The 21,915-nt window shown below is 40.7% G+C and carries 13 protein-coding genes; 4 read left to right on the plus strand and 9 right to left on the minus strand.

Annotation, left to right across the window (positions count from 1 at the left end; genetic code table 11):
• Window positions 1–24: 24 nt before the first annotated feature.
• From BACFIN_RS15610 to BACFIN_RS15585, 6 genes are read right to left on the minus strand one after another with little or no spacing between them, the layout of a single operon-like run.
• A complete protein-coding gene (locus BACFIN_RS15610) occupies window positions 25–1,953 on the minus strand; it encodes a PL29 family lyase N-terminal domain-containing protein (protein ID WP_007749779.1) in 1,929 nt (642 codons plus the stop codon).
• Between the two features lie 28 nt (window positions 1,954–1,981).
• Window positions 1,982–2,842 (minus strand): PL29 family lyase N-terminal domain-containing protein, encoded by an 861-nt coding sequence (locus BACFIN_RS15605; RefSeq protein ID WP_007749782.1) that lies wholly within the window; start codon window positions 2,840–2,842, stop codon window positions 1,982–1,984.
• A gap of 12 nt (window positions 2,843–2,854) precedes the next feature.
• A complete protein-coding gene (locus BACFIN_RS15600; protein WP_007749785.1) occupies window positions 2,855–4,753 on the minus strand; it encodes a PL29 family lyase N-terminal domain-containing protein in 1,899 nt (632 codons plus the stop codon).
• A 20-nt stretch (window positions 4,754–4,773) separates the two neighbouring features.
• Window positions 4,774–5,892: a DUF5017 domain-containing protein gene (locus tag BACFIN_RS15595; RefSeq protein WP_007749787.1), complete on the minus strand. Its 1,119-nt coding sequence runs from the start codon at window positions 5,890–5,892 to the stop codon at window positions 4,774–4,776.
• 42 nt (window positions 5,893–5,934) lie between these two features.
• A complete protein-coding gene (locus tag BACFIN_RS15590; RefSeq protein WP_007749789.1) occupies window positions 5,935–7,746 on the minus strand; it encodes a RagB/SusD family nutrient uptake outer membrane protein in 1,812 nt (603 codons plus the stop codon).
• Window positions 7,747–7,783: 37 nt separating this feature from the next.
• Window positions 7,784–10,963, minus strand: a complete 3,180-nt coding sequence (locus tag BACFIN_RS15585; protein ID WP_007749794.1) for a SusC/RagA family TonB-linked outer membrane protein — start codon at window positions 10,961–10,963, stop codon at window positions 7,784–7,786.
• Window positions 10,964–11,106: 143 nt separating this feature from the next.
• On the opposite strand from BACFIN_RS15585, the gene BACFIN_RS15580 reads away from it, so the two are divergent.
• The gene (locus BACFIN_RS15580; RefSeq protein WP_032839352.1) at window positions 11,107–12,051 is read left to right on the plus strand and encodes a tRNA-dihydrouridine synthase family protein; all 945 of its coding nucleotides are present in this window, start codon (window positions 11,107–11,109) and stop codon (window positions 12,049–12,051) included.
• Between the two features lie 54 nt (window positions 12,052–12,105).
• Window positions 12,106–13,362, plus strand: a complete 1,257-nt coding sequence (locus tag BACFIN_RS15575; protein ID WP_032839304.1) for a DcaP family trimeric outer membrane transporter — start codon at window positions 12,106–12,108, stop codon at window positions 13,360–13,362.
• A 305-nt stretch (window positions 13,363–13,667) separates the two neighbouring features.
• Here BACFIN_RS15575 and BACFIN_RS15570 read toward each other — a convergent pair whose 3' ends face one another.
• The 3 genes from BACFIN_RS15570 to BACFIN_RS15560 all read right to left on the minus strand — a co-directional run bounded on the left by BACFIN_RS15570 (window position 13,668) and on the right by BACFIN_RS15560 (window position 18,920).
• A complete protein-coding gene (locus tag BACFIN_RS15570; protein ID WP_007749801.1) occupies window positions 13,668–16,745 on the minus strand; it encodes a chondroitinase family polysaccharide lyase in 3,078 nt (1,025 codons plus the stop codon).
• Window positions 16,746–16,791: 46 nt separating this feature from the next.
• Window positions 16,792–17,484, minus strand: a complete 693-nt coding sequence (locus BACFIN_RS15565; RefSeq protein ID WP_172676218.1) for a DUF6250 domain-containing protein — start codon at window positions 17,482–17,484, stop codon at window positions 16,792–16,794.
• Between the two features lie 116 nt (window positions 17,485–17,600).
• Window positions 17,601–18,920: a DUF4842 domain-containing protein gene (locus BACFIN_RS15560; protein WP_007749804.1), complete on the minus strand. Its 1,320-nt coding sequence runs from the start codon at window positions 18,918–18,920 to the stop codon at window positions 17,601–17,603.
• 325 nt (window positions 18,921–19,245) lie between these two features.
• On the opposite strand from BACFIN_RS15560, the gene BACFIN_RS15555 reads away from it, so the two are divergent.
• Window positions 19,246–20,418, plus strand: a complete 1,173-nt coding sequence (locus tag BACFIN_RS15555; protein WP_007749811.1) for a HEAT repeat domain-containing protein — start codon at window positions 19,246–19,248, stop codon at window positions 20,416–20,418.
• A gap of 7 nt (window positions 20,419–20,425) precedes the next feature.
• Window positions 20,426–21,898, plus strand: coding sequence for a glycosyltransferase family 2 protein (locus tag BACFIN_RS15550; protein WP_007749815.1), 1,473 nt, complete (start codon window positions 20,426–20,428; stop codon window positions 21,896–21,898).
• Window positions 21,899–21,915: the final 17 nt, after the last annotated feature.

Genomic DNA, 21,915 nt, shown 5'->3' on the forward strand with positions numbered 1-21,915 from the left:
ATTTATTCTAATCTGTTGCAACAACTATTCGATTGTTGCACCTATGCCTTGATATTCAGGCTTAAGAGTGTATTTACCTTCGGTATCAACAAGTGTGCCATCAACAAACGGAGTTGTTAACTCTGGGATTATGACATTATCCTCAAAAACCTTATTATCTCTAAAAATACCCCATATCAACGGATTGTCTTCAATAGTTGTGAATACTTTGTTATTGGAGATATCTTCAATATCAAAAGTCTCCATACTTCCTAATTCTGATAAGAAGCTAGCCGTTGCATTTTTATTTGCTATAAGAGCTACATCATACCAAACTAAATTATTCTTCATCTTCCATCCTTTCCTATAAGGTATCTTCATAAGACCAGAAGTAGAGTTATCATGATTCAATAATGTATTTATCAAGGTATTATTCTCAATACAAACATCTATTCCATCCAGCACAGTGGCTTTAGCTGTTGTCATTAATGGAGCTAATGAAACTGCTTTATTTTCTGTTGTACAGTAAAATACATTATTACGTATCGTCATATTGCCATATTGTCCTTGATCATATCTTAAAAACAAGGCTGTCCGATCTTCTTTAGCTTGCTGTGCCGGTATCGCTATATGGCAAGATTCTATCAATAAATTCTTTATACCAGATTTAGCGTTATTGAAATTTGAGAAATTTTTGTCTACCATAAACTCGATTCTACAATGATCAAAATACAATCTCTCAATTATATTCCCAGATAGATTAAACCAATAGACACTACTAGTTCCTTCTGATGACAAAGAAACACCTTTACATAAGAAGCCTATGCCTTCTGCTAAATTTCCTAAAGAGATATTACCTGTGGTAGATATTTTAGAAGAATATTTATTATCTTTCCTTTCTGCAATCAAAACTAAATCAGTAACAGGACCACTTTTTTTCACAGTAGCACCATCTGCAATAAAATAAACACCTGTAGCAGGAACAGTTTCACCATCTTGAAGTAGTTTCGCATCCGGATAATCAAACTTATTAATCACCACATCCCCAATCTTGATATCAAATCCAGCCTGATACTCCGCCCAGTAACTGTCCGAAATCGTTTTAGCCTTTATTTGATCAGTAGCTGTATTTACTCCATGAGTGACTTCTACCCTAATTGTACATTCACTCGGAGTGGAAGGAGGAGTTACGGTTACGGTAACTTCCGTAGTACCGGCTGAATACTCTGAAACTTTCGCATTCCAAGCTGCCGGAGCATTTACCCTAACCAAATCACCATCTGCCAAATTTACTTTTACTGTAAAAGAAGCCTCAACGCCACCAGCTATCATCCAAGCCCCGTCAGCCACACTTTCCGGAACATTGATGGCACATTCCAAACCTTTCACTACAGGAATTTGGTAAACTTCACTGCCAATCGTAACATTGAAACAGCCGTCTTTCACCTCTACTTTATTTATCAACGGAGTATTTTCATTTACTCCTTCTGCTAAGCCATTTTCCAAAAACTTCCAAGTAGAACCATTATCGTAGCTTACCTGCCAATACTTCTTGCCATCAGCATCTGGGTTCGCTTCAATCTTAAACTGCGGAGTTATCGTCGCATCCTCACCGTTTTCTGCTTTAGCACGCCATTCGGTCTTGCTTCCGGCAATTACCCAATAACCGTCATCACTGATATCAATAGATGGATAATTACCTCCTACCTCGCCCTGCGTCAATGTCAATGTCTCACCATTGCTTAAAGTCAACGTATAGGTGTCACCATCAATGGAATAATCTGTAATCGTTTTATTGCCATCCAATGCTACACGCAAGATATTCATCTCATCGTTCAACCGTTGTACTTGTGCTTCCACACTCGCCACACGGTCTTTCAAGGCATCAATGTCCTTTTCCAAATCGTCTGTGTCACACGCAACAAAGACTAGTGCCAACAAACTGAATAATATGAATGATTTATAGTATCTCATAATAATTTCTTTACTTTATTGATTCCACTTATTCACTAACTGTCACTTTCAACGATTTAATCAAACGATAGCCCTCCTTAGAGAATATCTGAAAATGAACATCATACACTCCCGGATCTACCCCTGTCGTCTGAATAGTCAATGACGTATCGGTCAAATCTACCATCAGAGGTGTAGGATCAATGATTATCTTATCCACATTAATCTGTTCTACTTTCAACTCTTTCAGAGTATTCTTCGCAATCGTTACAGAGGTCAGACTAGTTGCTCCATCTGCAAAAGTCATATTCAGTCCTCCCAACAGAGGAATATCTGTTGTACCTCCTCCTACAAAAGAAAAAGTCATTACATTATCCTTAACCACCACATCCGCAAATATACTTCCGGGAATCTTTGTAATATCCGCAATGTTATAAGGTCCTCCGATACGCTGTGTTTCGCCACCTGCAATGGTATAACACCAATAGCCCTCTTCATCAATTGAGATCGTCGGCGTTTCACCGTCTTTTCCGTCTTCAGGCTTTGCCTTGCTAGACAATTTTATTGTTTCACCATTGAGAGTATAGGTCCAATAACCGTCTTCACTGACTCCCAATACCGGTATATCTTCGTCAGGTAATCCGCTATAAACAGTCAGTTCCATACCATCACTCATTTTCAAGGTATAATTGCCTTTCTCATCCATAGAATATTCAGTGATAAGAACAATTCCCTGCATAGCCTCTTGGAAAGATTTAATGCTTGTATTCAGACTTTCCAAATTATCGGTTAATGCGTCCAAGCGAGCATTCAGTTCATCAATGTCTTTGCGTATATCATCCTTATCATCACACGCTGTAAAAGTAATGACAGGTAATAGGCTTAATAGTAGTATTAATATCTTTTTCATATTATCTTAGTTTTAACGTTGAGCACCGTAGGCTTTATATTCATCTTTAGGAACAAATGTGCCGGTTGATTTGTCGAAAGTTGCAAACAAATCAGCCACTAATTCAATATCCGGATTTATCGCAGCACTCTGAAACATACGCAACTGCTTCCCTGAGCTAGAATATCCATAGTTATTGCCGACATTTAAATTAGCCACCGTAGAAGCATTTCCTGAGAAGAAAAATGCTCCTTTCTTAGCTTTAGACAACCAATAAAGATTATTCTTCACAGTCGCATTGGTTACGGTCCCTCTAATAAGTCCATAAACACTCGTTCCGGATGATTCTATGTCAATAAGCGTATTGGATGCCAAGTTTAAGTTCTCTATTGTTAACAAATTACTATTGCATATTTTAGCCTCCAGTACATCTGTTTCAGAAGAATTATAGATTAAGTTATTTTCGACATTAACATTCTTACTTCCCATTTGAGTCATTAAGTAGAAACCGCTTCCGCCCATTGCTATTTCAATGTCCGAATTGGTAATAATAAAATTATCCAATGTAGCTTTAGACGCACCTCCCATCGCAAATCCCTTAGTAACAACTAGATTCTCTATTTTACAATGGTCCATCACTATATTCACACCTGTCTCACCCATCACACGCAATGGATAATGAAATGAATCTTGATTTACAACTTTATTCAAAAGAGCCACATTCTGACAAACAAATGTCCTATTCAAATAAATCTGCTTAGTCACCGTTAATTTTATATCTGTTATCTCTTCCGTATTTGGCAGGATAATTAAATCTGTCACACCCGAAATAGGCAAATCATAAATCAACGACTTTCCATTTTCAGAAATGAAATAGACACCACCTTCAGTCAATTTACCATCTGCAGGAACAGCCTTAATATCACCATATAATTCTCTTGTTATTTCCAATCCACCTACACGGATCGCTTGACCATCATTATATTTTCCTTCATTTGTGTTCAGTTCTTTCGGTGTTTTCACTTTTATCTTATCTACCGCCCACAATGAACCTTTCTGCACCTGAACAGTTATATCGGAAGTGTTATTCGCAGCAGCACGAGTATTCATAGTCTTGATTGTAGCAGCAGGAGCATAGATATACAATTTATAATTGTTACCTTTATCATCCGCAGTTTCCAGTTCACTCAATGTCGCCCTCCAACCCTGCGGATAAGTAACTTGCGGATTTTCACCTGTTATCTTCACAAGCACTTCTACTCTTGTATCTTTCTCGATTACCCAAAAACCCTCTTCGTCTAAACCTATGCTTGTCTTATCAATAGCGCAAGCTAAATCGGCAACAATAGGAAGTGTATGTACCATGCCATCTGTCATTGTTACCACAAAATTATCATCTACCACTTCGGCTTTCACAAAAAACTGATCGCCCAAAGAACCGTCAGCCACATTTTCACCGCCAGTTACAGGCTTCCACTCACCGTCACCAAAGCGTACCTGCCAATCACCATCCTGCACACGGAACTCAGGATAACCTTCACCATTTTTTCCCGGCTCACCTATGGCTATCACACCGGTAGGTTCTCCATTGATATACCACATTTTATCTTCTCCTACTGTAACTTCAGGCTCATTTATAGTTCCAGGTTTACCTATAGTCAACGTCAATTCCGTACCATCGCTCAGAACAATTTTCTTCTGTGTAACCTCTCCATTATCGGTTACATTCTTCACCTCACTGATTGTCTTATTCTGCGTGTCAAGAATATAAGCTATCACCGCCAAATTATCATTCAACAATTTCACCTGTTCCTCAATAAGCGTCACCCTATCTTTCAGGTCGTTCACATCATCTTTCAAATCATCCGTTGTACAACCTGTAACGGCAAAGATCATCAAGAAGAAAAGTATATACAATTTTATGTACTTCATAATCTGTATAGTATTTAAAGTTATTCTGTTACATTGATTATCAACTCACAAACCTTAGAATCCTCATGTGCATAACTAAAATTATTCATCAGGAATGTAGCGGTATAAGTACCCACCTGATCGTATGTATAACTATAAGTATCCACATCCAAAGAAACATCTTTTACCTTCACGGGTAAATCTGGTTCCGGACATTCAAGGAAATTCAAATAATCAGAAACCAACCAAGTATATTTCCAATCAAAACCAGAAGCCGCTCCTGTAACGGTGAATCCGCCATTTGCTATACTGCTCAAATTCCACATACCCGAAACTCCTGTTGATACAGAACCATACTCACGGTCTTTGGGCATATTAATCTCATCCTGATCCTTAAACACTGTTTTATTCTTCATATTCAAAGGAGTAAAGCCGAAAGAAGATGCATAAGCAGTTGTCACACGTCCGTTTCTCCAAGTTGTTTCAACACGCATACCAGTAAAGTTGAATGTAGACTGAGGGATAGGAGTTCCATCACTATAAGTTGGATAATCTGATGCCTTTTTCCCATCTTTATTCAGCACAATAGCCAGTGTAAACTTTTTACCTATAAATTCTTTTACTGATCTACTATAATTTAGCGCACTGGCAGCACTACCTAACACTTTGTTAGGCAACTCTTCCCGTGATATCAAAGCTTTCCATTCTGTCGTTTTTTCTACTAAAATCGAGTCCGCTTCAAAATCAGTCTTACTCATTCCCGGAAAAAATGTAGTAGTTTCTAAATTAGGGGCTTGTTCTTCAGCCATATAAAAGACATCCAATTGGTTAGTACATGAATTTGCATTTCCTGTTGCTGTCCAAATTCCAAACTTCAACTCACACGATTCAACATCTTCAGCCGAATATTCTTTCCGATCTCGATAGACATATTGATGACCAAGCTCACCACTAAAGAAAGACACATAATCCGGATCACCATGAAGAAGGAATGTGATCGGAGTTCCTTTCTTTACAGTCAAGATATTTCCCTCATACCTTACATTCTCATCAGTTGCCACGCTCACATTGGCATCCGTTAAATCTCGGTCCAGTTCTTTTTCACACGCAGTGAAGCAAAAAACGCCCAAGCTTAATAATAACAATTTATATGTTTTCATCGTTACATTCTTTTCTTAAATAATTAAATAAACTCAAGGTGATTACCAACCGGGATTATTACCTGTAATAAGTTTGTTCACAGCTTTTTCCGCATCCGGAATCGGAAAATACTGATAAGCAGAAGTCACACGGAAAAATGGTGCAACCTGAGAACCTTGATTCCAATTTATTCCACTTAACGCCAAATCTACTTGTTCATTCATCTTATCCACAAATTCTCCCCAACGAATTAAGTCAAAGCGACGAGTAAATTCAAAACATAATTCCATAGCACGTTCATCTTTTATAGCATTACGGAAAGCGTTCTGCGAATTAAGATCATTTGTATTATCTGATATTCCTGCACGTATACGTACATCTCGAAGACATTCTTTTGCCAAATCTGTCGGATATCCCCAATATTCATTTTCCGCTTCGGCAACCATCAGCAACACATCTGAATAACGAAGAATAGGAAAGTTAATAGAAGTGAGATTCTTATTTCTTTTGGCAGCAGGCTCATATTCACGACGGAACTTCGCACAACATAAATCCTTTCTTACTTCTTCTGGTGCAACAGCTTTCTTATAAACATCTCCTCTTTGACTTCCTTTATTAACGAATTCCTTACCTTCGTCCGCTCCATCATAATCATAAGATTTCTCGCCATACCATCCAGATCCTGTTACTAATTCATACAATTCCTGGTTCTCAAAAGTTCTCCCTACAATACCGGTTTTACCTTTAATATCCTTATCTGCATCCGAATCAAGCGCACGATACGTAAAAGGTGCTATGTTCCAAGTGAAACGTTCTTTATCATTATTTCTTGTATACAAATCATAAAGCTTCGGTGTAGCCCACAAGAATCCGTAAGAGTATCCCGGATCAGCCTTTCCAACCAAACTAGATTGAGAAGAAAAGTCTGCACATTGAAGCCCGATTGTATTACCAATACGTCCTTCAGAACGAACATCACCTGTACCGTCACCTGCAAATTCTACCTCCCAAATGCTTTCATTAGAACCAGATGTATTGTACTTATCTGAACACATATCAATAAATGCATCCCAATAATCTTCTGCAAGTTCATGTCCCTCACCCATTACCAACTGTCCGAAATGACTGGCACGTTCAAAGTAAGATTTCGCTTCCGCAGGTTCCGGTTGGTCATCACGATTATGCTCACCTGCCCAAAACAAATAGACACGCGCCAAAATTCCCCATGCGGCAGACTTTGAAATACGATTAGGCTTATATCCCAGATCTTTGGCTGAAAGTAAACCTTCATCGGCTGCCTCTTCCATCTCTTTCACTATAAACTTATAAATCACATTTTTGTCGGTACGGGCAATATCTTTGTCAGTTACAGTACCGGATGAATAAGTAGATTCCAATTTCAAAGGAACATCTCCCCAACATTGAACCAGATTAAAGTAATAGAATGCACGCAGGAAACGAGCCTCCGATTTATATTGGGCTGTTTTTTCCGCACTCATACTCGGTACATTGTCAATATGTTCAAGTAGCATATTCGCACGTTCGATACCACTATACAAATCCGCCCAGAACTGTGTAACAGCAGCGTCACTGGTTGTCGTATTGTTACAAATCAAACCTGTATTAGAAATACGTCCGGTAGACCCGCCATAAAATTCCAAGTCGTCACCGCCTGCAAGAACCATGTAATCATTACCATAAAAAGAGGTCTGCGATAGATTTGCATAAATACCGGTCAGGAAATTGGAAACTTCCGTTTCATTTTGGAAGTAATTTTCCGGAGTAATCTTATAAGGCTCCTTTTCCAAAAAGTCACATGAGGCCATCGTACATGCGGCTACCAAAGAAAGGAATGTTATTTTTATCGTTTTCATAAATTCTTATTTATATCTATTATCTGATCAAATAATATTAAAATCCTAAATTGACTCCGAAGTTGATTGCATAAGCTCTCGGATAAGCAGAGTAGTCAAGTCCCGGCGTTAAAGCACCGTTACGGATAGACACTTCAGGATCATAACCGGAATAGCCGGAGATTGTCCAAAGATTCTGCCCTGCCACATATACACGGGCATTGCCGATTCCCCACTTCTTAATTACTTTCTTCGGCAAAGTATAACCTAATGTCAGAGTTTTCAGACGTAGGAAAGAACCGTCTTCAATCACACGCGAAGAAACCACTTTATTAGAACTTGAGTTCTTGGCAACCGGAATATCACTATACGGATTTTCCGGAGTCCAACGGTTGGCATAACTTGCATATTGGTTCAAATTACGTGAGTTGTTCACGTTTTCAAAGAACAAACGGTTGGCATTCAAAATATCGTTTCCATAAGACCATTGGAAGAAAATACTCAAGTCGAATCCTTTGTACTCGAAATCATTCGTGAAACCACCCGTATGAATAGGTAAGCCACGTCCGATCATCGTACGGTCGTTGGTATCTATCACACCATCACCATTCAGATCTTTATATTTCGGCATACCCGGCTGTGTATTACTTTCGCTGGAGAAGTAAGGAACACCCGGACGCAACACATACGTATCACCTGATTTGTAGAAATCCTCGTATTTATAAGTACCTTCATACTGATAACCGTACATCATACCCATTGAATAACCCTTCTTGGCAATATAAGTAGGTTGCGTATTGTAGGCCTGGTCGAAATAAGCGGCAGTCAGCAATGATGTCTGGTTTTCAGCCAGCTCCAGCACCTCATTCTTATTGAATGCAATATTGAAGTTAGTACTCCATTTAAAACCGTTTTTCTGGATGTTTACTGTATTCAAAGTAAATTCCACACCCGAGTTACGTACTTTACCCACATTTTTCATTGCACTCTTGAAGCCTGTCGTGTAAGACAAATCGGCATCCAACAGCAGGTCACGGGTAGTCTTCATATACCAGTCAACATTGATCCCGATGCGTTCGTTAAAGAAGCCCAGATCCAAACCGACATTCCATTGTTCTGTTGTTTCCCATTTCAGATCCTTATTTAACAAGGAGATAGGCACCATACCGATACTGTTCAGGTTATTCTCAAACGGATATACACCTGTCTGAACATTATTTGAAGTTGCCTTCAACATTTTCAATAAAGCATACGTTTCATACTCGCCTACACGGTTGTTACCTGTCAACCCCCAGCTTGCACGCAACTTACCGCTAGAGATGACGGATTTATATTTGCTCATGAAATCTTCTTCAGTAAAGTTCCATGCCAAAGAGCCTGAAGGGAAGAAACCGTAACGGTTCTTTTTAGCAAACTTAGAAGAACCATCGACACGGAAAGACGCTGTCGCATAGTACTTCGATTTATAATTATAATTCACACGCCCCAAATAAGACATCATAGACCATGAAGACTTCTCCGAGCTTGTAGTAGCGGGAATACCTTCACTCATACCTGCCATTCCCATCGATTCATTCGGGATGTTGGTTGTTTTGAAAGAGTAGTATTCATAATCCGAATTCTGCAAGGTAACACCCAGCAAAGAATTAAAGAAGTGTTTCTTCTTTATATTAGTCTGATAAGTCAAGACATTCTCGTTCAACCAAGTCAGCCGTTGATTGCGAACCACCTGAGCATTTACCTTATCTGTAGAAATAGGGCTACCGTAACGTGTCTTCGAGTTATTGAAGGTATCATTGTTACGGGCGTCGTATGTATAGCCTCCCGACACTTTCAACTTCAGACCTTTAATGAATTCATATTCCACAAATCCGTTCAACTGAAGATTGTTCGTATAATTCTTACGGTATTCATTCTTTAATGACATAATCGGATTGAAACGATAGTCATTCGTCGGCTCTACCGATGAATCGAGTGCGTTATCCATCAATGTGCTCAATGGAACATCCGGTTCAGTCACAGGACGATATCCCCATACACTATAAAACAAGTTATTCATACCACTGGATGAATATAAAGAGGTAGAACTACCTGTCTGGATAGCACGTGAATAGTTGGCTGTTATGCTCATATTCAGTTTACCGCGACGGACTACCGTATTCATACGTGTCTGGAAGCGTTTGTAGTTTGAGTTCAGCACGATACCGTCCTGGTCAAAATAAGAAGCGGAAGCATTATAACGGACGCCTTCCGTTCCTCCCATCAAACTGACGTTATGACTCTGCTGCCAAGCGGTACGGAAAATTTCATCCTGCCAGTCATATTGTGCAACATTGCGATAATCTTCCAATGTCCATTGCTTACCTTCATATTCTTTCAGATAGTTTTTCTTAGTATCTGCCGGAAACATTTCGTTCTGCAACTTTACAAACTCGTAGGCATCCATCATAGGAATCGTATTGGTAACTTTTTGCACACCGAAACTTCCATCGTACTTAAGCTGCGGCTTTCCAATCTTACCTTTCTTTGTAGTCATGATTACAACACCGTTAGCACCACGTGCTCCATAAATAGCCGTAGCCGAAGCATCCTTCAGCACATCTACTGATTCTACATCGGAGGGGTTAATAGTAGCTGCGATAGCCGGATCTTCTACAGGGAAACCATCAATGACATACAACGGAGAGTTGTCTTGAGTCAAGGAGTTATTACCACGGATAACGATATTCATCGTTCCACCCGGCATACCTTCGCCTGAACTCACATTTACTCCGGCGATACGTCCTCCCAATGTCTGATCGAATGAAGAGGAAGGGGTTTTAAGCAAATCTTCCATATTTACCTTTGCCACAGCACCGGTCAGGTCTTTCTTCTTGACCTCCTGATAACCAACGACAACAACTTCGTCCAACGTTTTTGTATCTTCTTTCAATACAACAGACATAGGTTTCGATACATCAACCGGCAACTCCTGCGTCGTGTATCCGATAAAAGAGATAACAAGAACAGACTTCTTGTTGGGAACATTAAGTGAGAATTTACCGTCGAGATCGGAAGTCGTACCTTGTGTGCCTCCTTTTACTTGGATGCTTGCACCAGGAACCGATTCTCCTGTTTGATCGATGACAGTACCCCGTACTAGTACTTGGGCCACAGCAAGAGAGAATGAAAATAAGGTTAACAGTAACACACTGAGACCTCTCTTCCATGATAACTTAAATTGGAATTCGGTTTGCATACTATTCGTTTTACATTTAAAATTAGATTAGTCAATGCGCAAATTTAAAGATACATCCACAATTTTACCAACCAAAATTATTCAATTATGGTACAAAAACATACATATCAAAGATATTCGATATATCTTTGTGCAAAAAGAGCATTATGCAACAGCTACCCATTCATTTCGCCCCACTACAAGGCTATACAGAAGCATTTTACCGCAATGCGCATGCTGCCGTTTTCGGTGGTATAGACACTTATTATACCCCGTTTGTACGAATTGAGAAGGAAAGTTTCAGGAATAAAGATATCAGAGAGATTGATTTCGCAAACAATCATGTGCCGCATTTAGTTCCTCAGTTGATTGCTCCGTCCGCAGAAAAAGCGGAGACCATTCTTTCCCTTTTCATTGAAAAAGGATATGGCGAAGCAGACATCAATCTGGGATGTCCTTTCCCTATTTTAGCCAAACGGCATAACGGCTCGGGAATACTTCCTTATCCGGAAGAGGTCAAGACATTATTAGGTATAGTCGTAAAGTACCCGCAAATCCGCTTTTCCGTAAAAATGAGATTAGGCTGGGAAAATCCGGAGGAGTGTCTCGCCATCGCTCCCCTATTAAACGACCTTCCTCTAAGACAGGTAACGATGCATCCCCGCTTGGGCAAACAGCAATATAAAGGAGACGTAGACCTCGAAGGCTTTGCCGCTTTTCAAAGCGTTTGCAAACATCCGCTTATTTATAACGGTGATATAAAAAGACGGGAAGATATCCTGCGCATCCAAGAGCAGTTTCCCATGCTGGCGGGAGTAATGATCGGACGGGGATTACTAGCCAATCCGGCATTGGCACTGGAATACAAAGAGAACCGTACACTATCCGCCGATGAAATGAGAAACAAGCTACACTCCATGCACACATCCGTATACAGCCAATATGCCGCACAATTGGAAGGAGGGGAAGGGCAACTGCTCAATAAAATGAAAACCTTCTGGGAATACCTGGCACCTGAAGCAGACCGGAAATTGCTAAAAGCAATCCATAAAAGCGGCACATTCCAGAAGTACAACCAAGCCGTTCTTAGCTTTTTTGGTCAACGATAAGTTAATTGACGGTTATTTTTTGTAATTTTGCGCCCGTCTATAAACAAACACATGATGAAAAAATACATTCTAATCTTTCTTTGCCTGATGATGGTATCGGGCAGTTTTGCTCAAATAAAGGACTTCAAGTTTAAATTTTACGGACAGATTCGCACCGACCTCTACTACAACAGTCGCGCCAATGAAGAAACCGTAGACGGATTATTTTATATGTATCCGAAAGATAAAGTACGTGACGAAGACGGGAATGACTTGAATGGAACGCCAAGCAGCAACTTCTATACTTTATATTCACGTCTGGGAGTAGACGTGGCCGGTCCTAAACTGGGGACAGCCAAGACTTCCGCCAAAATAGAAGCCGACTTTCGGGGTACCGGTACTTCTTATTCGGTAGTCCGCCTGCGCCATGCTTATCTCAATCTGGATTGGGGAAAATCGGCCTTATTGCTCGGTCAAACTTGGCATCCACTATTTGGAGATGTTTCTCCGCAGATTCTGAATCTTTCTGTCGGAGCACCTTTTCAGCCATTCAGCCGTGCACCACAAATTCGTTACCGCTATACTAATAAGAACTTCCAACTGACAGGAGCTGCCGTATGGCAATCCCAATATACCTCGCAAGGTATCGATTTAGATAACCCCACCAAGAGTAAAAAGAGCCACGAATACTTGAAAAACGGCTGTATTCCGGAAATTTACGTAGGAGCCGATTATAAAAACGGAGGATTCCTGATTGGTGCGGGAATCGAAATGCTATCAATGAAACCACGAAAGGAAGCTATCGGTGGAAATGGGAAGAGATTCAAAGTAGACGAACGAATCACTACTTTATCCTATGAGGCTCACATGAAATATACCAATAAAGATTGGTTTATCGGAGCCAAAAGCGTTTTGGGCTCCAACCTTACACAGGCTTCCGGACTCGGTGGATTCGGTATCGAATCTATCGATGAACGTACAGGAGAACAGAAGTACACTCCAATTCGTGTTTCCAGCTCGTGGTTCAACCTTGTCTATGGAAAGAAGTGGAAACCGGGAATTTTCGTCGGATACGCCAAGAACTTGGGAACAAGCGACGAATTATATGCTCCGAATGGAAAAGCACAACTTTACGGAACAGGTACAAATCTCGACCAATTGGTAACGGCGGGTGCAGAACTGACTTATAATGTTCCTCACTGGAAATTCGGACTGGAGTATACGTTAAGCACAGCATGGTATGGTTCTCTCAACCCAATGAACGGGAAAATTAAAAATGCGCATGCTGTATGCAATAACCGTATCGTAGCGGTTGCCATGTTCATGTTCTAACCTCTCTCATAAAGTTAAACTCATCCATCTGCTGTCATCCGTCACATAAAAGGGGATAAATCATTGATAATAAACCCGTAAGACTGTGACAGCAGTGTGTGATGGCAATGTGACAGAAGGAACTGCTGTCACACGTTGCCAGCTTATTACAGTCAATCTTATGCGGAAGGAACTATACAGTTTCAGTCGTTAGAAACTTTAGTTTCCATACGCGGAAACTTTGGTTTCATCGGTAAGAAACTTCAGTTTCATGCGCTTGAAACTAAAGTTGCAAGGCAGGAAACCAAAGTTTTCAATGTAGGGAACTATCGCTTCTCCAGCATGACTTCAAGACTTGCACCATCTTTGCAAGTGAAGCGGAGTACTGTTTGTTTCTTGTCAACGGAGAGTACTTTACAGAACGGAGTTTCCTTTATATTCCACTGTCCTTTCAACGTTACAGTTACCGGAATCTCACCACTCTCGTTATCAATCCACGGGCGGGAATAGATACTGCGCTCTACCCGCTTTCCGTCTTTATCAAAAGCCTCGTCGCTTGCACCGCGATACAATGCCAAATCCGGTTGCGATACGGTCAACAACATCTTTTCCGGAGATTCTTTGCGAATCATAACCAGACACGAAGTATCTGTCCGTTGCAATAATCCGCCGGGAAGCAACGCTTGTGGAGTTTCAAACAGTACATAAGAATAGATATTGTCCGATAAAGACTGTACGATGTGGGCATTACGGTCTTGTTGGAGAACTTTATATGCAGGCTTCTTGGCGAACGCTTGTAAGGTAGCCGTACTTGTCTGCGGAAGAACAGCATACTCATAACTTCCACCTTTAGGGGCTTTTCCATGATCGACAACCAATGATACCCAATCCCCTTTCGTCTCCTTACCGGTATCCTGCATACGGGAATGTTGCGGGAACTTCTTCTCAAAACGAGCCGTAACAGGTACATAATATCCGGTTCCGAAATGATCCATCCATAATTCACCTTCACCTTGATAACCTTTCCAATAATCATGTCCTGCTTTGTCGGTTACCGCCAATTGGAATATAGTGGTTTCAGTAGGATATTCCGCATTGGCGTTTTCAATATCCGATCCTAGACAAACGATTGTTTCACCGATGAAATGGAAGGATTTACGTGCCCGGTGAGTTCCGTTATACTTATCATGTTCATGCAACTTCATACCGAAGTTCCCATTCTCTTTCTGTTGTGACAGTCCGCCGGCAAAAGCCTCATCGGAATAGAGCATCTCTTCCATACCGGAGAACCTGTCCACATTCATAACTTTCGCTTTCAACTGTTCGAGGGGAAGATGAATGGAAGTCACACCCGGAATACGGTTCCAGTCGAAACCTTCCTGTTGCCATCCGCTAGTAGCAGGAGTCACAATCTGTCCCGGAGCTGCGGTAAGAATCTGCAAACTTCCATGTGCAAAGTAACGGCCATAGAGATTACGTCCCAAATAATGCTCGGCCGCCCAAAGATAGCGGGAATGTCCGCGAGCCACTGCCGACCAGTTACTGCGACGTTGCACAGAGGCACAACCATACCCCAGCGCCAGATTTCCCTGCGGATCAGGTTCGGGCCGGAAACCTTTCTCTACGAGCCGCTTTGCAATCTTTTTCTCTTGTGCATTGGATACCTTCGGCATATACTCCGGTTCTTGGCCATCGGAAGAAGCACCGGACACCAAGCGCAAATAAGCGGCTGCCATTTCTTCGTCAAATTCCGCCTTTCCATCGGGAGTTCCCGCCATAGCCATCATTGCATAATGCATCGGCACCAATTTCCCCTTTCCATCGGGATGACGCCCGGACAAAGCCAATGGGAAGTTCAGCTTATTGCAATAAAAACGCATGGCAAGTAGCACATTCCTCACTGTTTCATGCGCCAGCTCAGAGACAGCAAACTCTGTCCGGTTGAGAAGATAAATCATATTAGTCGCCCCATCCAAACCACCGACGGCATAAGCCGGATAAAGGTTGCGATGATGAAAAGCAGCGCCATCCACCTTAAACGAACCGGCCAATCCCGGAGCCGGACGACACCCGTAATCTATCCAACGGGAAAATGACCGCAAGTATTGTAACTTTTCAGGAGTATCTTCCATCATCAGAATGCTTGCTATACGGCCGGTAGTCTGTGTATTGAATGAATCCATATCAATACCGTTACTTTCCGGCTTCGGATATACTTCATTAGTGATGGCATACCAACGCAAGGTACGTTCGGCTTCCTGCAATTTACCAGCCTCACGCAACACATCCTTCATCAGAAAATAAGCCAGATACAGACCACGGACACTATACCCGTAATGATGAATATTTCCCCAACAACTACCGTACGTCACTCCCTGATCGGTAATATGGTCATACATTGCCAGGAATTTCTCCTTCATTTCATTCTGAACTTCCGGATTCGCCGTACTATTATTATAGGCAACAGCAATTCTCTTCATCAAGTCGAAATAAGCACGCATCTCCACACCCATCTTGGTCAGCATATCTTTGTCCCAATTCGGTATAATGCGTTCATAAGCTTCCGAAGCACGTACCATAAAAATAGGTACCCCCGAAACCTTGCCATTCTTATAGGTAATCTGATAGAAATCATATTTCTTGCGGATGGTCTGTATCTCTTTATCCGATACTTTACCTTTTGTATAGTTCATGTCACGGAAACGCTTCTCCAGCAACTTCATCTCTTTCTTTTGCGCCTCGCTCACCGGAGTCAGTTCGATATCCGGCTGCAACAATGAATGTTTATAGACAACCAACCAATGATTATTAGTTCCGGCATTGACAAAAGGAACTTGTAAGTCGGCTGTTTGCTGACGGGCATCCACCTTCGTCGCAGTGATCAAATGATCGATGAAAAGGCTTCCTTTTTCATTCGGAGCAACAATACGAAGCTCATTCATCCCTTCTTCCGGAGTACCCTGCATATCCCGTTCGTAGCAAACCCATGCAGCACGCCAACCGCTGAAATTGATTCCGAAAGGAAACGAAGTACATTTCTTGCCATCTTTCAAAAACTCAAACTCAATTGTTGCGTCCTGAGGCTCCTCATTGTACACCCATATTATAAAAGCAGAAAGATATAAATCTTTACCCGTCGGATCTTTCTTTTCAAACTTTAAATCCTTCTTCAATTCCAATACCCCTCCAGGCTCAAAGACCCATTTCAGCGAATGTTTTCCGTCTTTATAATGTGTATCGGAAATAGAGAGTTGCGAATTGACACCTGTTATGTAATCCGGAATCTTCGATTCCTCAAAAGAGAACATCCGCTCGTCGGTCACGACTTGCGCATGAAGAAATGCTGAATACAAAAATGAAAATAGGGTAATCACCCGTAATCTGGTAAAGAGTTGTTTCATCATGGGTATTTATATCTTATTTAGGTTTCTATATGCGGTATAAACAGTCTCAAAAAGAAGTCACTTTAAAGCCGGTAAACAACACGTGGTTTTGCAAAAGGCGCAGGCCGAAATGTCCGTCTCCTTCGTTTCCGGTGAGGGTATAGCGGAATAATTCTTCACCATTCACCGCGTAAGTAGTCATTCCTTTTTCTACCCGAATCCGGATTTCATACCATTTATTGGGTACAAGCAAATGCGGCGTATCAGTATACTCCTTCAATAACGGTTTGACTTTATCATCTGCAATACCATAATATTCTCCTCTGTAACGTCGAAAACGGGTGGTAGAATTATCATTTCCCCCGTATCCAACGTAAAAAAGGTTCAATGTATTATAGTTCTTAAAGACACCGTTGCGCCACTGGCTGCGAGCAAAAAGATCGTCGGGATGTTTAGGATCATTGGCAGCCCAAAAGCAATTCAAATCACTCAGACGATCGTGCCTTCCCCCTTTCATCACCATACAGATATGGTAACTGATTTCATAATCACCCGTCAGACGCTGTGAGGACCATAGAGTCAACCCACCCGGTACAATCAGTTCCAATGTATCGGCATGTTCTATTATCTGTAAAGCATGGGATTCATCTTCTATTTTCCACTGTTTTACAAAAGAGCTAGTATGTTGCGCAAAAAGCACCACACTATCCAAAAGAAGAAAAGTAATCAGACTGTAGCTAATAAAAAATCGCTTCATTATTTATGGTATTAGTTTAAAGATCATTCTTTCGGATACAAAGAAACCCCTCTTTTCGAAAAAAGAGGGGTTCAAATTGTACAAAATACCTCAAATAACGTATTGGGTATGCATTTGTATTACCAAGCTTCTACTACTTTTCCATATAATGGTGCCAAATACCAATCTTTATTCTGAGCTCCATTACTTTGTGCCCATTCAGTAAACTGAGGATAAGCTTCGGCAAAAGGCACTCTTTCGTATGTATGCTTCACACCCACAGGTACTTTTACCCCCCAAACGAAACCGTTCTTATTACAATATGGAATACCATTTATCATTTCAACATCAGCTTTTGCTGCATCAACATCATAATTTGTATAGAAACGGGTTGGCTCATATCCTTTCATGTGAATCTCTGTATTATCATTCGTCACAATAAAGAAATTTTGTTTTTTTGTATCCAAAATCAAATTTCTATAAGCTTCCAGTTGATTTTTCCCTTCATTATCAGTAATTTCAGAACGATTCTTACCGGCAAACTTAATTTCAGCACGTAACATCGGTTTTCCTATGACAATATAACCTTCTGTTGTTTGAAAGAAATTCTGTTTATCACCAAGTGCGGACAATCCATCCAACATAATCACCGGATTACCTGTCTTTGCATCGACAGTCAGTTTATAAGTATTCATATTTACCTCTACAAAATCACCCCCAGTTTCTTCTCTGACCATTTCTTCTTCCATACCTTGTCCGCCTTTCCAAAGAATACGAGAAGTAATCTCATTAATATACTTCTTATCAAGTCCAATCAACTCCACACCCAACTTTGTCGGATAATATCCTCCTTTGGCACGAAGATCCAAAGTAAGCAAAAGCCCTTCTTTATAGCCATGTGCAGGTAACAAGTTTTCTACTTGGCATTCGGTAACCTTTAGGTCATACTCGATGACAACATCATTCAAATCGTTGTCAGGACCATTAGATTGCTTCGGCCAGTTGTCTTCAAACATAGCAACTCCTGTGTTATGATAAAAACGAAAACCCGCATCCTCTTCACTTGTTGGCGCTACTGCATCCTCCAAATTAATAGAACCATCTGCCCGAGTAACCGCTTTCAAATTAATTGTCCGTACTTGGGGACCTGACATAGCAGCATATTTAGCATATACAGTCTGAGAATGCATCGGAATATTCAAATCCACAGTTGTTTCACCTTCTACAAGAGCATTCTCCAACAAAGGAATTTTACATTCCGCATCAGAATATAAAGAAATAAGTGTCTTGTTAGCCGATGTTATAGATACCGAGACTGTACGGCTTGTCGCCCAGTCAAATCCCGTAGAGATCTTGTCCGTAGAACTATCTCCCGTTGTTGCTTCATTGTCACTGTTTGTACAGGCAACAATGGTAAATGTTCCCATAAGGACATACATCAAACTTCTAATTTTCATCATAATTCTCAAATTTAATAACTGTTCATCTTCCTTTTCTCAATTGAAACCACGCTTTATGCCATCCATAAGCGAGCCTCTTTTGTTAACCAATCACAAAAATACTTAACATTAAATCATATAACAGCCTTGTTTATCTTTAATTTTTACCCTTTCCATCGAAAATAACAAGTAGCCATAAACTTACCGCAAAAGCCTTGTTCATCGGCGATGGATAATATATACAAGTTATTTCTTATATTTGCATAAGACAAGATATTCCATACAACAAATATAAGAATATCGCTTTGAATATACAAGTTTTTTTTGGCTAAATATATCAAAAGAAATGGAGCAAGTATTATATGGCATAGATTACATAGAATATTATTTCTATTGGATATATTACAAGTTTATTGGCTATCCTTTAATAATAAGAATATGTTCGATTGCTGTAATGTTCTGCATCATTGCGTACCTATTTCTTTTATTACATATCATATATGGTATATTCAACAGAAAGAAAGAAAAACGTAGATACCAAAAGGCTTATGACAAATACTATGAAGATATGCTATCTATCTCTTTAGATTCCAGCACAATAAGTGACGAAGAGATAGCTGACAGACTGAAGTATGATACCAAAAAGCGTCCTAAACCCAACGAGCTTCGTATCATTACTCAACTGCTGACCGAGATAAAGACTGCACATGAGAATGAAATCAATGAAGTGAACTACCATTCAATACAAACTGTATTCCAAATAACCCGTTTCCTCGAACATGAACTTCAATTCGGAGCTAAGAGAGCCAAGATACAAGCCCTGAAAATCATTCAATCCATCAATGGATATGCCTCTGAAGCAGTATTGGTGCGTTTCCTTTATCACCGCAAAATAGAGCTAAGGAATTCGGCACGCTATACATATATGTGGCTAAGTCAGGGAAACCCGTTCCGTTTCTTCGATGAAGACATCAGCATGAAGCTAAGGCAATGGGATATGATGGAATTACATGCTATCCTCGAACACCGCCGGAAAGTAGGCTACAATACGCCTAGTTTCATTAAATGGGTAAATACTTCGGCTGAAGAAAATGTGAAGATATTCTTCATTAATGAAATCAGACTTTATAATGAAACAGAAAGTGCTCCGACTCTCGCCAAGCAAATCAATGCCCGTTCTGTAGAAATACGAAGCGAGGCAATAAAGACGTTAGGTAAACTTAAGTACAAAGAGGTAGAACCGAAGCTAATTGAGATGTACAATGTGCAGCCCGAAGAAGTCAAACGGCAGATTATCACAGCTATTGCAGACTTGAAAACTGATAAGGCTTTAGGATTCCTGTACAATGCTTACGATGACGCTGACAATTGGGGAACAAAGCGAGTGATTCTGAAAGCCCTTTACGATTACAGTGCTATGGGCAGGAAAACATTCGAACAATTGGAGAGAAAAGCCGATTCTCATACAGCGATCTTATTCGCTCATACAAAACACCCGCTTATTAACCAGTTAATATAAAAAGAATATGAAAGATATACTATTTACCTTCTTCAATTATTTCGTATTCTTTTATACGAGTATGCTGGCGATATCTTTTATCGTATTCGCTTTCCTCTCTTTCATTTCTTTGAAACGGAGAAAAGACTACTATGTGGAAAGTTATGTACGGAAAATTATCAAAGAATCTCCCTATACACCGGGTGTTTCGGTCATTGCCCCTGCCTACAACGAAGAAAAGACTATTATCGATAATGTTAACTCGATGCTTGCCCTCGAATATCCAGTTTTCGAAGTTATTATCGTGAATGACGGTAGCACGGACAAGACTTTGGAGAAAATTACCGAATATTATGAACTGATAGAAGTACCATACGCATACATCGAACGAATCAAGACCAAACCGTTCAAAAGGCTTCTGAAGTCTACAAATCCGAAATACAGCCGCCTCATCGTTGTCGATAAAGAGAACGGAGGAACGAAAGCGGACGCTTCCAACGCAGGTATCAACGCCTCTTCCTATCCTTATTTTATCTGTACAGATGTGGACTGTATTCTGGAGAAGTATGCATTGTATCGTTGTATTTCACCGATCATATCTTCTGACAAACAAGTGATTGCCGTGAGCGGAACTATGCTGATGGCTAACGGTTGCGTAGTGAAGGACGGGCAGATTGTTGATGTCAAGACTCCGCGTACCCCTATTCCGCTTTTCCAGAATTTGGAATATATGCGTTCCTATCTGATAGGTAAGATGGGATGGTCAGCCATCAATGGGATGCCGAATGTATCCGGTGGATTCGGGCTTTTTGACCGTTCCGTAGCTATTGCGGCCGGAGGTTATGACGGCACTTCCTTTGCGGAAGACATGGACATGATTACCCGCATGGTAGGATATATGTGCGACTTCTCCCGGCCTTACAAGATAGTGCAGATACCGGACACCTGCTGTTGGACGGAAGGACCTCCCAACCTGGCAATGCTTTACCGCCAACGTACCCGTTGGGCACGGGGATTATTCCAGACATTGAGCGTCCATCACAAGATGATTTTCAAAAAAACCTATAAACAAATGGGGCTGTTAACCCTACCTTATATGTTTATCTTTGAATTCTTGGCACCCATCATTGAGGTTACAGGATTCAGCGTTTTCATTTACCTGGCTTTCACAGGGGCTGTCAACTGGAATACGGCATGGATGATTTACCTGACCATTTACGTATTCTGCCAATTCCTGTCCATCGTGGTTATCACTTACGATTACTACGTCGGAATGCTTTATAAAAGAGGATACGAATATTTATGGATTATCATTGCCTCCATATTGGAACCGATTTTCTATCATCCCATCATTACATTCTGTTCCCTAAGGGGATACCTCAGTTATTTGACCAAGAGAGACTTCAAGTGGAAGAAGATGGAACGGACAGGATTCAAACAGAAGACAGGAAATGCCAATGAGGAAGATACCAAAGTCAATCCTGAACCCGCAACAATATAAGAATGTATAAATAACAA

Source organism: Bacteroides finegoldii DSM 17565 (assembly GCF_000156195.1).
GTDB lineage: Bacteria > Bacteroidota > Bacteroidia > Bacteroidales > Bacteroidaceae > Bacteroides > Bacteroides finegoldii.